The 14,511-nt window shown below is 70.8% G+C and carries 11 protein-coding genes; all 11 read right to left on the bottom strand.

Translation table 11 applies throughout. The features are described 5' to 3' along the window. Window positions 1-10 precede the first annotated feature (10 nt). Entirely contained in the window at window positions 11-1,663 is a 1,653-nt protein-coding gene (pgi, locus tag ACZ404_RS18445) for a glucose-6-phosphate isomerase (protein ID WP_468441049.1), read from the bottom strand. Between the two features lie 242 nt (window positions 1,664-1,905). Beyond that, entirely contained in the window at window positions 1,906-2,241 is a 336-nt protein-coding gene (locus ACZ404_RS18440) for an RNA polymerase-binding protein RbpA (protein ID WP_003976875.1), read from the bottom strand. A 207-nt stretch (window positions 2,242-2,448) separates the two neighbouring features. Then, entirely contained in the window at window positions 2,449-2,685 is a 237-nt protein-coding gene (gene secG / locus ACZ404_RS18435; protein ID WP_468441047.1) for a preprotein translocase subunit SecG, read from the bottom strand. 108 nt (window positions 2,686-2,793) lie between these two features. Beyond that, window positions 2,794-3,570, bottom strand: a complete 777-nt coding sequence (gene tpiA, locus ACZ404_RS18430; RefSeq protein ID WP_468441045.1) for a triose-phosphate isomerase — start codon at window positions 3,568-3,570, stop codon at window positions 2,794-2,796. 6 nt (window positions 3,571-3,576) lie between these two features. Continuing rightward, window positions 3,577-4,788: a phosphoglycerate kinase gene (locus ACZ404_RS18425; protein WP_468441043.1), complete on the bottom strand. Its 1,212-nt coding sequence runs from the start codon at window positions 4,786-4,788 to the stop codon at window positions 3,577-3,579. 145 nt (window positions 4,789-4,933) lie between these two features. After that, window positions 4,934-5,941 (bottom strand): type I glyceraldehyde-3-phosphate dehydrogenase, encoded by a 1,008-nt coding sequence (gene gap, locus ACZ404_RS18420; RefSeq protein WP_132854504.1) that lies wholly within the window; start codon window positions 5,939-5,941, stop codon window positions 4,934-4,936. Window positions 5,942-6,237: 296 nt separating this feature from the next. After that, a complete protein-coding gene (locus ACZ404_RS18415) occupies window positions 6,238-9,204 on the bottom strand; it encodes a M14 family metallopeptidase (protein ID WP_468441040.1) in 2,967 nt (988 codons plus the stop codon). 152 nt (window positions 9,205-9,356) lie between these two features. Next, window positions 9,357-10,346, bottom strand: a complete 990-nt coding sequence (gene whiA / locus ACZ404_RS18410) for a DNA-binding protein WhiA (RefSeq protein WP_030583311.1) — start codon at window positions 10,344-10,346, stop codon at window positions 9,357-9,359. Then, window positions 10,337-11,416, bottom strand: a complete 1,080-nt coding sequence (locus ACZ404_RS18405; RefSeq protein WP_468441038.1) for a gluconeogenesis factor YvcK family protein — start codon at window positions 11,414-11,416, stop codon at window positions 10,337-10,339. Before ACZ404_RS18405 ends, whiA begins: the two co-directional genes overlap by 10 nt. Then, window positions 11,413-12,417 (bottom strand): RNase adapter RapZ, encoded by a 1,005-nt coding sequence (rapZ, locus tag ACZ404_RS18400; RefSeq protein WP_468441034.1) that lies wholly within the window; start codon window positions 12,415-12,417, stop codon window positions 11,413-11,415. The genes ACZ404_RS18405 and rapZ overlap by 4 nt, the downstream gene beginning before the upstream one ends. Next, complete coding sequence (gene uvrC, locus ACZ404_RS18395) at window positions 12,414-14,501, bottom strand: excinuclease ABC subunit UvrC (protein ID WP_468441032.1); 2,088 nt, start codon at window positions 14,499-14,501, stop codon at window positions 12,414-12,416. The genes rapZ and uvrC overlap by 4 nt, the downstream gene beginning before the upstream one ends. Window positions 14,502-14,511: the final 10 nt, after the last annotated feature.

The following is a 14,511-nucleotide window of genomic DNA, read 5'->3' as shown; positions in this document are numbered from 1 at the left end:
GGGCGGCGGGTCAGCCGCGGCCGCGCAGCTCGCGGTAGCGGGCCACGAGTGCCGTCGTCGAGGCGTCCAGGCCCGGCACCTGTGCGCCCTCGGTGAGCGCGGGCTCGACGCGCTTGGCGAGGACCTTGCCCAGCTCCACGCCCCACTGGTCGAAGGAGTCGATGTTCCACACCGCGCCCTGCACGAACACCTTGTGCTCGTAGAGGGCGATGAGCTGGCCGAGCACGGACGGCGTCAGCTCGCGCGCGAGGATCGTGGTCGTCGGCCGGTTGCCCCGGAACGTCTTGTGCGGGACCAGCTCCTCGGGCACGCCCTCCGCGCGGACCTCCTCGGCCGTCTTGCCGAAGGCGAGGGCCTGGGTCTGGGCGAAGAAGTTGGCCATCAACAGGTCGTGCTGGGCCCGCAGTTCCCCGCTCAGCTCGGCGACCGGCGCGGCGAAGCCGATGAAGTCCGCCGGGATCAGCTTGGTGCCCTGGTGGATCAACTGGTAGTAGGCGTGCTGCCCGTTGGTGCCCGGCGTGCCCCAGACGACCGGCCCGGTCTGCCAGTCGGTCTGCCGGCCGTCCCGCGCCACGTACTTGCCGTTGGACTCCATGTCGAGCTGCTGCAGATAGGCGGTGAACTTCGACAGGTAGTGGCTGTACGGCAGCACCGCGTGCGACTGGGCGTCGTGGAAGTTGCCGTACCAGATGCCCAGCAGGCCCAGCAGCAGCGGGGCGTTGGCCTCGGGCGGCGCGGTGCGGAAGTGGTCGTCGACCAGGCGGAAGCCGTCGAGCATCTCCCGGAACCGGTCCGGGCCGATGGCGATCATCAGGGACAGGCCGATCGCCGAGTCGTAGGAGTACCGGCCGCCGACCCAGTCCCAGAACTCGAACATGTTGGCCGTGTCGATGCCGAACTCGGCGACCTTCTCGGCGTTCGTGGACAGGGCCACGAAGTGCCGGGCCACGGCGGCGTCGTCGCCGAGGGCGTCCAGCACCCACTTGCGGGCCGAGGTGGCGTTGGTGATCGTCTCGATCGTCGTGAACGTCTTCGAGGCGATGATGAACAGCGTCTCGGCCGGGTCCAGGTCTCGGGTGGCCTCGTGCAGGTCGGCGCCGTCGACGTTGGAGACGAAGCGGACGGTGAGGTCGCGGTCGGTGAAGGCGCGCAGCACCTCGTAGGCCATCGCCGGGCCGAGGTCGGAGCCGCCGATGCCGATGTTGACCACGTTCTTGATGCGCCGGCCGGTGTGGCCCGTCCACTCCCCGGAGCGGACGCGCCGGGCGAAGTCGCCCATCTTGTCCAGCACCGCGTGCACCTTCGGTACGACGTTCTCCCCGTCGACCTCGATCACCGCGTCCCGCGGGGCCCGCAGCGCGGTGTGCAGGACCGCCCGGTCCTCGGTGACGTTGATCCTCTCGCCGCGGAACATGGCGTCCCGCAGGCCGAAGACGTCCGTCGCGGCGGCCAGCTCCCGCAGCAGCCGCAGCGTCTCGTCGGTGACCAGGTGCTTCGAGTAGTCGATGTACAGGTCGCCGACCTGGAGGGTGTACCCGGTGCCGCGCCCCGGATCGGCGGCGAACAGCTCCCGCAGACCGGTGTCGGCCAGCTCCTCGCGGTGCTTGGCGAGCGCGGTCCACTCGGGGGTCTGGTTGAGCCTGGTACGGCCGTCTGCGTTCATGTCCGACTTCAGCCTTCTCTCCTGCGTCTGTCCTGCTGCGTACCTTGCCCCGCTGCCGGTCCCAACCTAGTTGATCAGCTGGTGGCACGGCGGTCGCGGCGCCGTCCACGCGGGCAACAACAGGTACGTCCGGCTGACACGCGGGTATCAGCGAGGTGACACAGGAAGTGCTTCGAGGCAGCGGCTCTCAGTCCGGCGAAACCGCTCCGGCCAGGCACCCTGGGGGCCCGGCCGGTGAAGTCCTAGATTTCGCCGCGCAGTTTGGCGAGCGCCTCCGCGAGGATCGCCTCGCCGTCCGCGTCGCTGCGCCGCTCCCGTACATACGCGAGGTGCGTCTTGTACGGCTCGGTGCGCGGCGGGTCCGGCGGGTTGTCCCGGTCCTGACCGGCCGGGAAGCCGCAACGCGGGCAGTCCCAGGTCTCGGGCACCTGCGCGTCGCTGGCGAAGCTGGGCTGCGTCTCGTGCCCGTTGGAGCACCAGAAGGAGATGCGCAGACGCGGCGCGGACTCGCCGCGCTCGGCCTCGCCCATCGGCCCCGCCCCGACCCGGCTTCCTCGGATCGCGTTGCCACTTGCCACGGTCGTAACTCCCTGCGTGATGGTGCCGCGAAGCGAGTCGGCGTTCCGCTTCGCCGCGAGCGCCTCAGTCTACGTAAGGCCCAACGCGCGTCCAGTGGTGGGAGTTACCGACCCCTCACGTAGACGCAAGCCCCATGATAGGCCGCGTACAGGAGCGCGTACCGAACATGGGGCCTTACGTATGGAATGTGTGCCTTCGCGGCGGCGTCAGCTGTTCGACTTCATCAGGATGCCGAGGACCACGATGCACGCGAACCACAGCAGACCGATCACGATGGTGATGCGGTCGAGGTTGCGCTCGGCGACCGAGGAGCCGCCGACGGAGGACTGCATACCGCCACCGAACATGTCGGAGAGGCCGCCGCCCTTCCCCTTGTGCATCAGCACCAGCAGCATCAGCAGCAGGCTGAAGACGATCAGGGCGATCGAGAACCCCAAAACCACGGCTGGACCAACTTCCTCGGATTCGGATGGACGACGGGGGCACAGCACTCCGGCTGCGCCCCCGCAAGGGTACGACGTATCGCCGCTACCGCCTACTCACCGCTCGTCCTACTGATCGCGGAAGCGGACGATCTTGACGAACTCGTCGGCGTCCAGCGAGGCACCGCCGACCAGGGCGCCGTCGATGTCGGCCTGCGCCATGATCTCGGCGACGTTGCCGGCCTTCACGGAGCCGCCGTACTGGATGCGGACCTTGTCGGCCACGTCCTGGGAGTACAGCTCGGCGAGCTTGGCGCGGATGGCGGCGCAGACCTCCTGGGCGTCCTCGGCGCCGCAGACCTTGCCGGTGCCGATGGCCCACACGGGCTCGTAGGCGATCACGACGGTCTCGGCCTGCTCGGCCGGGAGGTCCTTCAGGCCGCCCTCGACCTGGGTGAGGGTGTGGGAGACGTGGTTGCCCGCCTCGCGGACGTCCAGCTCCTCGCCGACGCACAGGATCGGGGTCAGGCCGTGCTTGTAGGCGGCCTTGACCTTGGCGTTGACGATCTCGTCGGTCTCGTCGTGGTACTGCCTGCGCTCGGAGTGGCCGATCGCCACGAACGTGCACTTCAGCTTGGCCAGCATCGGGCCGGAGATCTCGCCGGTGTAGGCACCGGAGTCGTGCTGCGAGATGTCCTGGGCGCCGTACTTGATCTTCAGCTTGTCGCCCTCGACCAGGGTCTGCACGGAGCGCAGGTCGGTGAAGGGCGGCAGGACGGCGACCTCGACGGCCTCGTAGTCCTTGTCGGCCAGGGCGAAGGCGAGCTTCTGGACGTGCGCGATGGCCTCGAGGTGGTTGAGGTTCATCTTCCAGTTGCCCGCCATCAGCGGCGTGCGAGTCGTCATGCGGGGTCAGTCCTCCAGTGCGGCGAGGCCGGGGAGCGTCTTGCCCTCGAGGTATTCGAGGGAGGCGCCGCCACCGGTCGAGATGTGGCCGAATGCCTTCTCGTCGAAGCCGAGCGTACGCACGGCCGCGGCGGAGTCGCCGCCGCCGACGACGGTGAACCCGTCGGCGTCCACGAGGGCCTGGGCGACCGCCTTGGTGCCCTCGGCGTAGTCCGGGTGCTCGAAGACACCCATGGGGCCGTTCCAGAACACGGTCTGGGCGTCGGCGAGCTTCGAGGCGTACAGCTCCCGGGTCTTCGGGCCGATGTCCAGGCCCTCCTGGTCGGCCGGGATCTTGTCGGCGTCGACCACGGCGTGCTCGGTGGGCGCCTGCGCCTTGAGGTCCGGGAACTGGCGGGCCACCACGACGTCGACGGGCAGGACCAGCTCCACGCCCTGCTTCTCGGCCCGCTCCAGGTACTCGGTGACGACCGGGACCTGGTCCTCCTGGAGGAGGGAGATGCCGACCTCGTAGCCCTTGGCCTTGAGGAAGGTGTAGGCCATGCCACCGCCGATGAGCAGGCGGTCGGCCTTGCCGAGGAGCTGGTCGATGACGGCGAGCTTGTCGGAGACCTTGGCGCCGCCGAGCGCGACCACGTAGGGGCGCTTGACCTCCTCGGTGAGCTTCTTCAGGACGCCGACCTCGGTGGCGATGAGGTAGCCGGCGTAGTGCGGCAGGCGGGCCGGCAGGTCGTACACCGAGGCGTGCTTGCGGTGGACAGCCCCGAAGCCGTCGCCCACGTACACGTCGGCGAGGGCGGCCAGCCGGTCGGCGAAGGCGCCGCGCTCGGCCTCGTCCTTGGAGGTCTCGCCGGGGTTGAAGCGGAGGTTCTCCAGGACGGCGACGTGGCCGTCGGTCAGGCCCCTGACGGTGTCCTGCGCGGACTGCCCGACGGTGTCGGTCGCGAAGGCCACGGCGGAGCCGAGGAGTTCACCCAGGCGGGAGGCGGCCGGTGCGAGTGAGACGGCGGGGTCCGGGGCGCCCTTGGGACGGCCCAGGTGCGAGGCGACGACCACCTTGGCGCCCGCGTCCGCGAGGGCCTTCACGGTGGGCAGCACGGCGCGGATGCGGCCGTCGTCGGTGATGGTGCCGCTGGCGAGCGGCACGTTGAGGTCGGCGCGGACGAAGACCCGCTTGCCGCTCACGCCGGCGGCGAGAAGTTCGTCGATCGTCTTCATTGAGTGGACTCCTACAGGAGGGCTCGTGATGCCCCTGATCGTATGAGGGCGTGGTCCGTACGCGAGACAGGGCCCGGACAGCGCGGCGGTGCGCTGCCCGAGCCCTGCTCTCACTTCAAGGTCCTGCTGCTTCGAGCTTCGGCGCTCAGAGCTGGTTGCCGACGAAGACCGTCAGGTCCACGAGGCGGTTGGAGTAGCCCCACTCGTTGTCGTACCAGCCGATGACCTTCACGTTCTTGCCCTCCTGGACCATGGTCAGGGAGGAGTCGAAGGTGCAGGAGGCCGGGGCGTTGACGATGTCCGAGGAGACGATCGGGTCCTCGGTGTAGTCGAGCAGGCCCTTCAGCTCGCCCTCGGCGGCCTTCTGGAAGGCGGCGTTGACCTCTTCCTTGGTGACCTCGCGGCCGAGCTCGACGACCAGGTCGGTGACCGAGCCGGTCGGGACCGGGACGCGCATGGCGATGCCGTCCAGCTTGCCCTTGAGCTGCGGCAGCACCAGGGCGGTGGCCTTGGCGGCACCGGTGGTGGTCGGGATGATGTTCTCGGCGGCGGCACGGGCGCGGCGCAGGTCCTTGTGCGGGAAGTCCAGGATGCGCTGGTCGTTGGTGTACGCGTGCACCGTCGTCATCAGGCCCTTGACGATGCCGAAGTTCTCGTCGAGGACCTTCGCCATCGGCGCCACACAGTTGGTGGTGCAGGAGGCGTTGGAGATGACGTGGTGGTTGGCGGCGTCGTACTTGTCCTGGTTGACGCCCATCACGATGGTGATGTCCTCGTCCTTGGCCGGGGCCGAGATGAGGACCTTCTTGGCGCCACCGGCGATGTGCTTGGCGGCGTCGTCCTTCTTCGTGAAGATGCCGGTCGACTCGATGACGATGTCGACGCCCAGCTCGCCCCAGGGGATGTCGGCCGGGTTGCGCTCGGAGAGCACCTTGATCGTGTGGCCGTCGACGGTGATCGTGTCGGCGGTGTGGGAGACCTCCTGCTTCAGGCGGCCCAGGATCGTGTCGTACTTGAGCAGGTGCGCGGTGGTCGCGGTGTCACCCAGGTCGTTGACAGCCACGACCTCGATGTCCGCACCCTGCTCCAGCAGCGCGCGGAAGTAGTTACGCCCGATGCGGCCGAAGCCGTTGATGCCTACGCGGATCGTCACGAACCGATCTCCTCGTTGGTACGCCGGCCATGCGGTGCCGGCGAGCTGTATTTGGGATGTCCCCGACCACCCCCGACCCTACCTCTCCGGGGCCCCCGGGGTGACATCGAGATGCCGCATACACGGGCAGGCGGTCCGTACCGGCCAGTAGGGTACGGACCGTGCCGGAACGGCGGTCGTTTCGCTGTTCTTTGTTATGGAATGCCGGTGCCCGCCGACGCCCTTTTCACTCGTTCGTGAGCGGGTCGGCTCACCTGATGACCCCCTCTCCGTGCACCGTTGAGAGGGGGTCGCGCTCACCTGTCGAGCGAGGCGTACGCCTTCCTCAGCAGGGCCGCCCGGCCGGCCGCCGACGGCACCTGTTCGAGCCCGAATCCGAGCAGCACGGTGTCGTCCGTGGTGACCGCCGCGTAGGTCCGGAAGAGCGCTCCGGTGCGCGTCCAGTCCTTGCGGACCTCCGGACTGCCCGCGGGCGGTCCGGCCACGCTCCAGGCGCCCAGCGACGTCTCGAAGCCCTCGGTCTCCTTCGCCGTGCCGCCGACGACGAGCGACGCGTCGTCGACGAGGACGCCGTGCCCGCCGGTGCTCGGGTCGGTGACGTAGCCGATCGAGACCTCGACGCGCTTGCCGGCGTACGCGCTCAGGTCGAAGCCCACCTGCCGCCAGCCGCCGGAGCTGCCGGTGAGGCTGTGCCACGAGCCGGTGGTGCCGGACGGGGTGCAGGCGCCGTCCGCGAGCGTCAGGTAGTGCCGCAGCCAGGGGTGCTCGCCGATGAGGAACCCGCCTCCGCACTCGGACGGTACGGCGGACCGGGTGGCGCCGCCCGCCTCCGGCAGGGTGGTCCAGTCGTCGGCGCCCACGGTGTGTGCCTCGACCACCGCGTGGTCGTAGCCCGGCTCGGTGTCCCACAGCATCCGGGCGCGGAGGGCGGGCGCGTCGGCCGCCGTGACACCGGTGAGGTCGATGGTGCGGGTGAGGCGCTTGTAGGCGTTGTCGGTGTGCACGGCCGCCGCCATGTACGTGCCGCTGTACGGCCCGTACGGGTCGGTGGTGCCGGCGAACCGGCCCGCACCGGCGCTGCTGAACTGCGGGTGGGTGGCGGCGGGCAGCTCGTCGGAGGTGACGCTGTAGCTGCCGGCCTTGTCCAGCGGGTTGCCGGGTGCGTCCCCGAGGGCGCCGCTGTAGCCGGCGAGGGCGCCGGAACCGGTGAACCCGGTGGCTCCCTTGAGGGACGTGCGGCTGTAGGCGCCCAGGTAGTACTGGCTGAAGTCGTCCGAGAGGGTGCCGTCGCCGAGGTCGACGCTGCCACCGGCCAGCTCGCCGGCCTCGATCAGCCTGCCGCCCTCGTTGAGGTAGGCGCGCAACTGGAGCTGGGTGGCGTTGCCCGGTCCGGCGGCGCCCGAGTAGTGCACGACGGTCCTGAAGTGCTTCAGCACGCCGAGCGCGTCGGGGGCTCCCTGGGTGGCGACGTCCCAGACGAGCGCCCGGTGTCCGGCCGCCCGGACCGCGTCCGCGTACGTCCGTGCCTGGCCGGCGGCCGCGCCCTCCTCGGCGACGACGAGGGTGTCCGCCTCGGGGCGCTTCGCGACGGCGTAGGTGAAGTGCGGGCCGGAGACCTTCTTGCCGCTCCTGGTCCTGCCGGTGGACCACACCTCGACCCGGTCGCCCGGCTGGGCGCCCGGCACGGTGGCCCGGTACTCGTCGAAGTAGAGGTTGTCCTCGCCGCCGTAGGTGCGGCCGCCCTTCCAGGGCTTGAGCGTCCGCTCGTGCGTACGGCCGCCGTCGACGCGGTACCTGAGCCTCTTGTCCCGGACCGATCTGCGGGCGACGACCGCGACCTCCTGGTCCGCGCCGCGCGCGTACGAGGTGCTGAACGCGGCCGGCGTGAAGTCGGCGGCGCTCAGGCCGACCGAGGAGACCGGCCGGTCGGGGTGGACGGCGGTCTCGGCGACGGAGAGCGCGAAGGGGACGTTCTTCTCGAACTCCCGCTGGATCAGCTTCTCGTCGTCGGGGAAGTCGAAGACGGACCGGCAGTCCTCGGGCTTCCAGGCGTCGTTGGGGTCGGCGTCCGACGCGGTCTCGCAGGTCGACATCTCGGGGGTGAACATCGCCGTGCCGTTGACGTTCGACGCGTGGCCGTCCGCCTCGCCGTTGGTGGTGTACAGCTCCGAGGAAATCTGTGAATGGTAGCCCGGGATGGCCGGGTTGTCGGGGGTGCCGGCGAGCGCCTTGTAGAGGACGTCGTCCGGGGTGGCTGTGGCGACCTGCCAGCCGACGCCGTAGAGGAGGAGTTCGGCGGCCGAGTGATAGTTGACGGCGTACCGGAACCCGACGCGCTTCTCGAAGGAGTCCAGGGCCTTGGTCTCGGGCTCGGACTCGGGGCGCGCGCCGCGGTAGGTCTCGTCGGCGGGGTCGGGGGACGAGCCCTCGTCGTCGTAGCCCCATTTGTAGGGGAAGTTGCGGTTGAGGTCGACGCCGTCGCCCGTGCCGATGACGCCGTCGCCGTTGACGTCCCGCAGGTTCTTGCGCCACAGGCGGGTGCCGGGGCTCTTGAAGGTGTAGTCGTAGCCGTCGGGGTTGGCCGAGATCACGAACCACAGTTCGGTGGAGTCGACGATCTTCCTGATGCGCTTGTCGGTCTTGTAGTGGTCCAGGTAGTAGTGCATCAGCCGGCGGGTCATCTCCGGCGTGATCCACTCGCGCGCGTGCTGGTTGGACATGTAGAGCACGGAGGGCCTGGAGCCGTCCTCGGACTTCTTCGCGTTCCTGGTCAGTTTCAGGGCGAGGATGTCCTTGCCGCCCACGGTCCGGCCGATGGACTCGACCTTGGTGAGGCCGGGGTGGGCCTGGGCGGTGCGAAGGATCTCCTCCTTCAGGCCGCCGCTTCCGCTGTACGGGCGGAACACGCCCTCGGCGGCGTCCTCCACGCGGGCCGCGGCCCTGGCCGGGAGGGTGTGCTCGGTGAGGTGGACGCCTCGCCTCCCGAGCTGCGCGGCCTGCCGGCGGGTGAGGTAGACCTCGACGGTCGCCCGGCCGCCGCCGCCCATCTGCTCGCCGAGTTCCGTGCCGTCCTGGCCGGCCTCGAGGAGGAGCGGTAACTGTGCACGGGTGATCTGGGCGTGGAAGACCTTGACCTCGTCGGGGTCGGACGGGGCCGGGCGTCCGGTCTGTGCCTGGGCGACGGGTGCCGCCACGGGTGCGAGGCCCGCTCCCGCGAGGAGGAGCGTGCCGACAGCGAGGATCGATCTCGCTCTGTGTCTCATGAACCCCCCAAGTGGTGGTTCGCCACAGCGACGAACAGGTTGCCAGGCTCATGTCACTTCATGATCGAGTCAAGGCCGCATCACGGACACGCAAACGCCGGTGCCGACCACCCGAACGGGCGCAGGCACCGGCGTGTGTGACGCGCTGTCGGTCAGCCGGCGAGGTTGTCCGCGAGCTCCTCGCTGAGGTTGGCCTCCGTGCCGGGGATGCCCAGGTCGGCGGCGCGCTTGTCGGCCATGGCCAGCAGGCGACGGATCCGGCCCGCGACCGCGTCCTTGGTCAGCGGCGGGTCGGCGAGCGCACCCAGCTCCTCCAGGGAGGCCTGCTTGTGCTCCATGCGCAGCCGGCCGGCGGCGGCCAGATGCTCGGGGACCTCGTCACCGAGGATCTCCAGGGCTCGCTGGACCCGGGCGCCGGCGGCCACGGCGGCGCGGGCCGAGCGGCGCAGGTTGGCGTCGTCGAAGTTGGCGAGACGGTTCGCCGTGGCCCGCACCTCGCGGCGCATCCGGCGCTCCTCCCAGGCCAGCACCGACTCGTGCGCGCCGAGCCGGGTCAGCAGGGCGCCGATCGCGTCACCGTCGCGCACGACCACCCGGTCCACCCCGCGCACCTCGCGCGCCTTGGCGGCGATGGAGAGCCTGCGGGCGGCGCCGACCAGCGCCAGCGCGGCCTCCGGTCCCGGGCAGGTCACCTCCAGGGAGGAGGAGCGCCCCGGCTCGGTGAGCGAGCCGTGCGCCAGGAAGGCACCGCGCCAGGCGGCCTCGGCGTCACAGGTGGCTCCGGAGACCACCTGCGGGGGCAGACCGCGGATCGGGCGGCCCCGGCCGTCGACCAGGCCCGTCTGGCGCGCGAGCTGGTCGCCGCCCGCGACCACGCGTACGACGTACCGCGAGCCGCGGCGCAGCCCGCCGGGTGCCATCACGATCAGCTCGGAGCTGTGGCCGAAGATCTCCAGGATGTCCCGCTTGAGGCGGCGGGCCGCCATCGCGGTGTCCAGCTCCGCCTCGATCACGATGCGCCCGCTCACCAGGTGGAGGCCGCCGGCGAACCGCAGAATGGCGGAGACCTCCGCCTTCCTGCAGCAGGTCCGGGTGACGGGGAGCCGGGAGATCTCGTCCTTCACCGCTGCCGTCATCGCCATGGGCCGATCCTTCCATGCATCCGAAAAATACGGTCGTACGCGGCGGCCAGCAGCTCCGGGTCGTGCCGGGGGCTGCCGTCGGTCCGGGCCACCGGCGCCAGCTCGACCGCGGCTCCCAGCCGCTTGGCGGCCTCGGTGAGCGAGTCGCGGTCGGGCACCGCGGCCTCGTCGGCCAGCACCACGTCCAGGGCGAGTTTAGGGGCGTGTCGCCCCAAAACCTCCAAATGACGCTGCGGGGAGAAGCCCTCGGTTTCTCCCGGCTGCGGGGCGAGGTTCAGGGACAGGACCTTGCGCGCCTTGGTCTCGGTGAGCGCGTCCAGCAGCTCGGGGACGAGCAGATGCGGGATCACCGAGGAGAACCAGGAGCCGGGCCCGAGCACCACCCAGTCCGCGTCCAGGACGGCGGCGACCGCCTCGGGGACGGCGGGCGGGTCGTGCGGCACGAGATGCACGGACTGCACCTCGCCGGGGGTGAGGGCGACGGTCGCCTGCCCCCGGACGGTGTCGACGTCCTCGGGCCGCTCCGGGTCGTGCCCCTTGACCAGGGCCTGCAGCTCCAGCGGCACGGCGGACATGGGCAGCACCCGCCCCTGCGCGCCGAGCAGCTTGCCGACCAGGTCCAGCGCCTGCACATGGTCGCCGAGCTGCTCCCAGAGGGCGACGATCAGCAGGTTGCCGACCGCGTGGTCGTGCAGGTCGCCCTGCGACTGGAAGCGGTGCTGGATGACCCTGGCCCAGGTCTGGCCCCAGTCGTCGTCCCCGCACAGCGCGGCCAGCGCCTTGCGCAGGTCGCCGGGCGGCAGCACGCCCAGCTCGTCGCGCAGGCGCCCGCTGGAGCCGCCGTCGTCGGCCACCGTGACCACGGCGGTGAGGTCGCCGGTGATCCGGCGCAGCGCGGCGAGCGAGGCGGACAGGCCCATGCCGCCGCCCAGGGCGACGACCTTGGGCTGGGTGCCGCGCCGGCGGGGTCGGCCGCCGCGGGCCTCGGCCGGCCGGGCGGCGCCGCGGCTCGCCCGGCCCTCCGGCACGACCCGGCGCAGCCTGCTCAGCCGCGGTGTACGTTCCGTCATTCCCGTCCCATGTCCCGGTGCACGACCACCGTCTCCACGCCCTCGGCCGCCAGGCGCGCGGCGAGCTTCTCCGACATCGCGACCGAGCGGTGCTTGCCGCCGGTACAGCCGATGGCGATGGTCACATACCGCTTGCCCTCGCGCCGGTAGCCGGCCGCGATGAGCCGCAGCAGTTCGGCGTACCGGTCGAGGAACTCCTTGGCGCCGGGCTGGTTGAAGACGTAGGCGGCGACCTCCTCGTTGAGGCCGGTGAACGGGCGCAGCTCCGGAACCCAGTGCGGGTTGGGCAGGAAGCGCATGTCGGCGACCAGGTCGGCGTCGACCGGCAGGCCGTACTTGAACCCGAAGGACATCACCGTGGCCCGCAGCTCGGGCTCCTCCTCGCCGGCGAACTGGGCGTCCATCTTGGCGCGCAGCTCGTGCACGTTGAGGCTGGAGGTGTCGATCACCAGGTCGGCGTCGCCGCGCAGCTCGCGCAGCAGTTCCCGCTCGGCGGCGATGCCGTCGACGATGCGGCCGTCGCCCTGCAGGGGGTGCGGGCGGCGCACCGACTCGAAGCGGCGCACCAGGGCGTCGTCGGAGGACTCCAGGAAGACGATCCGCCGGGTGACGTGCTTGGACTCCAGGTCCGCCAGCGACTCCCGGAGGTTGTCGAAGAAGCGTCGGCCGCGCACGTCGACGACGACCGCGATCCGCGCCACGTTGCCCTGCGAGCGGGCGCCCAGCTCCACCATGGTGGGGATCAGGGCGGGCGGGAGGTTGTCCACGACGAACCAGCCGAGGTCCTCCAGGCACTTGGCCGCGGTCGAGCGGCCCGCTCCGGACATGCCGGAGATGATCACCAGCTCGGGGATGGCCGCTTCGGGGGTCCCGGCCGGCGTGACGTCCGTACTCACCTGTGCTCCGTTTTCCTGCGCCGCGTGCTGCGGCTCCCCCGCGACCGTCTGTTCCCGGTCCGCCTGTTCTCGGTCCGCTGCGGGCTGTGCGTCGTGCTCGGTCATGTCTCCTGCCCCCGTCGTTCGTCCGGGGCGCCCGCTGTCACGGGCTCCCCCGAGGGACCCTGCGTCGGTGCGGGTTCCTCGTCCTCCATGATCTCTCCCGTCGCCGTGTTCACGGCGGGTGCGGCCGGAGCCGCCTGGGCGAGGGCCACCGCGATGGTCTCGGCCGTCTTGCGGCCTATGCCGGGCACCTCCTGGATCTGCTCGACCGTTGCGGACCGCAGCTTCTTCACCGAGCCGAAGTGCTTGATGAGCGCCTGCTTGCGGGTCTCGCCGAGGCCGGGCACGTCGTCCAGGGGGCCGGCGCGGAAGCGCTTGGCGCGCTTGGTGCGCTGGTAGGTGATCGCGAAGCGGTGGGCCTCGTCGCGGACCCGCTGCAGCAGGTACAGGCCCTCGCTGGTGCGGGGCAGCACCACCGGGTCGTCCTCGCCGGGTACCCAGACCTCCTCCAGGCGCTTGGCGAGGCCGCAGACGGCGATGTCGTCGATGCCCAGCTCGTCGAGTGCGCGCCGGGCCGCGGCGACCTGCGGTTGGCCACCGTCGACCACGACGAGCTGGGGCGGGTAGGCGAACTTCCTGGGCCGGCCGTCGTCGTCCTTGAGGGAGCCGGCGAGCGGCTCGCCGTCGGGCAGGGCGCCCTCGCCGTCCGCCGCGACCGTCTCGCCGTCGGCCCACTCCCCCGTCCGCTCCTTCTCCGCGAGGTACCTCCGGAAGCGGCGGGTGATCACCTCGTGCATGGAGCGCACGTCGTCCTGGCCGGCGAAGCTCTTGATCTGGAAGCGCCGGTACTCGCTCTTGCGCTGCAGACCGTCCTCGAAGACGACCATGGAGGCGACCACGTCGTCCCCCTGCAGGTGCGAGATGTCGTAGCACTCGATGCGCAGCGGGGCGCTGTCCAGGTCGAGGGCCTCGGCGATCTCCTCCAGGGCGCGCGAGCGGGTGGTCAGGTCGGAGGCGCGCCTGGTCTTGTGCAGGGCGAGAGCCTGCTGGGCGTTGCGCTGCACGGTCTCCATGAGCGCCTTCTTGTCGCCGCGCTGCGGGATGCGCAGGGAGACGCCCGCCCCGCGGCGCTCCGCGAGCCACTCCTGGACGGGCTCCACCGGCTCGGGCAGGGCCGGGACCAGGACCTCCTTGGGAACGGCGTCCCCGGTCTCCTCACCGTACAGCTGCTGCAGGGCGTGCTCGACGAGGGCGCCGGTGGTGACCTCCTCGACCTTGTCGGTCACCCAGCCGCGCTGGCCGCGCACCCGCCCGCCGCGCACGTGGAAGATCTGCACGGCCGCCTCCAGCTCGTCCTCGGCGACGGCGACGAGGTCGGCGTCGGTCGCGTCGGCGAGCACGACCGCGTTCTTCTCCATGGCCTTCTTCAGGGCCTCGATGTCGTCGCGCAGGCGGGCCGCCCGCTCGTACTCCATCTCCTCGGCCGCCCGGGTCATCTGCTTCTCCAGACGGCGCAGGTACGTGCCGGTGCGGCCGGCCATGAAGTCGGAGAACTCCTCGGCCAGATCCCGGTGGTCCTCCGGGGTGATCCGGCCGACGCAGGGGGCGGAGCACTTGCCGATGTAGCCGAGCAGGCAGGGCCGGCCGGTGCGGGCCGCGTTCTTGAACACACCGGCGGAGCAGGTGCGCACGGGGAAGACGCGCAGCAGCAGGTCGACCGTGTCCCGGATGGCCCACGCGTGCGCGTACGGGCCGAAATACCTGACGCCCTTCTTCTTGTGACCGCGCATCACCTGGACGCGGGGGAACTCCTCGTTCATCGTCACCGCGAGGTACGGGTAGCTCTTGTCGTCGCGGTACTTGACGTTGAACCGGGGGTCGTACTCCTTGATCCAGGAGTACTCCAGCTGCAGCGCCTCGACCTCCGTGGACACCACGGTCCACTCCACGGACGCGGCGGTGGTGACCATCGTCCGGGTGCGCGGGTGCAGGTTCGCCAGGTCCTGGAAGTAGTTCGCCAGGCGCTGGCGCAGGCTCTTCGCCTTTCCGACGTAGATCACCCGGCGGTGCTCGTCACGGAACCTGTACACCCCGGGAGAGTCCGGGATGTCTCCCGGCCTGGGGCGGTAGCTGGAGGGATCGGCCATGTCTCACACC

Source organism: Streptomyces sp. NPDC030798, from assembly GCF_055572275.1.
This window is presented reverse-complemented; position numbering and strand designations above follow the sequence as displayed.

Excerpts from the sequence above, each read along its gene's own strand:
- pgi (WP_468441049.1), bottom strand. The coding sequence starts at position 1,663 with ATGAACGCAGACGGCCGTACCAGGCTCAACCAGACCCCCGAGTGGACC.
- tpiA (WP_468441045.1), bottom strand. The coding sequence starts at position 3,570 with ATGACGACTCGCACGCCGCTGATGGCGGGCAACTGGAAGATGAACCTC.
- ACZ404_RS18425 (WP_468441043.1), bottom strand. The coding sequence starts at position 4,788 with ATGAAGACGATCGACGAACTTCTCGCCGCCGGCGTGAGCGGCAAGCGG.
- ACZ404_RS18415 (WP_468441040.1), bottom strand. The coding sequence starts at position 9,204 with ATGAGACACAGAGCGAGATCGATCCTCGCTGTCGGCACGCTCCTCCTC.
- whiA (WP_030583311.1), bottom strand. The coding sequence starts at position 10,346 with ATGGCGATGACGGCAGCGGTGAAGGACGAGATCTCCCGGCTCCCCGTC.
- ACZ404_RS18405 (WP_468441038.1), bottom strand. The coding sequence starts at position 11,416 with ATGACGGAACGTACACCGCGGCTGAGCAGGCTGCGCCGGGTCGTGCCG.
- rapZ (WP_468441034.1), bottom strand. The coding sequence starts at position 12,417 with ATGACCGAGCACGACGCACAGCCCGCAGCGGACCGAGAACAGGCGGAC.
- uvrC (WP_468441032.1), bottom strand. The coding sequence starts at position 14,501 with ATGGCCGATCCCTCCAGCTACCGCCCCAGGCCGGGAGACATCCCGGAC.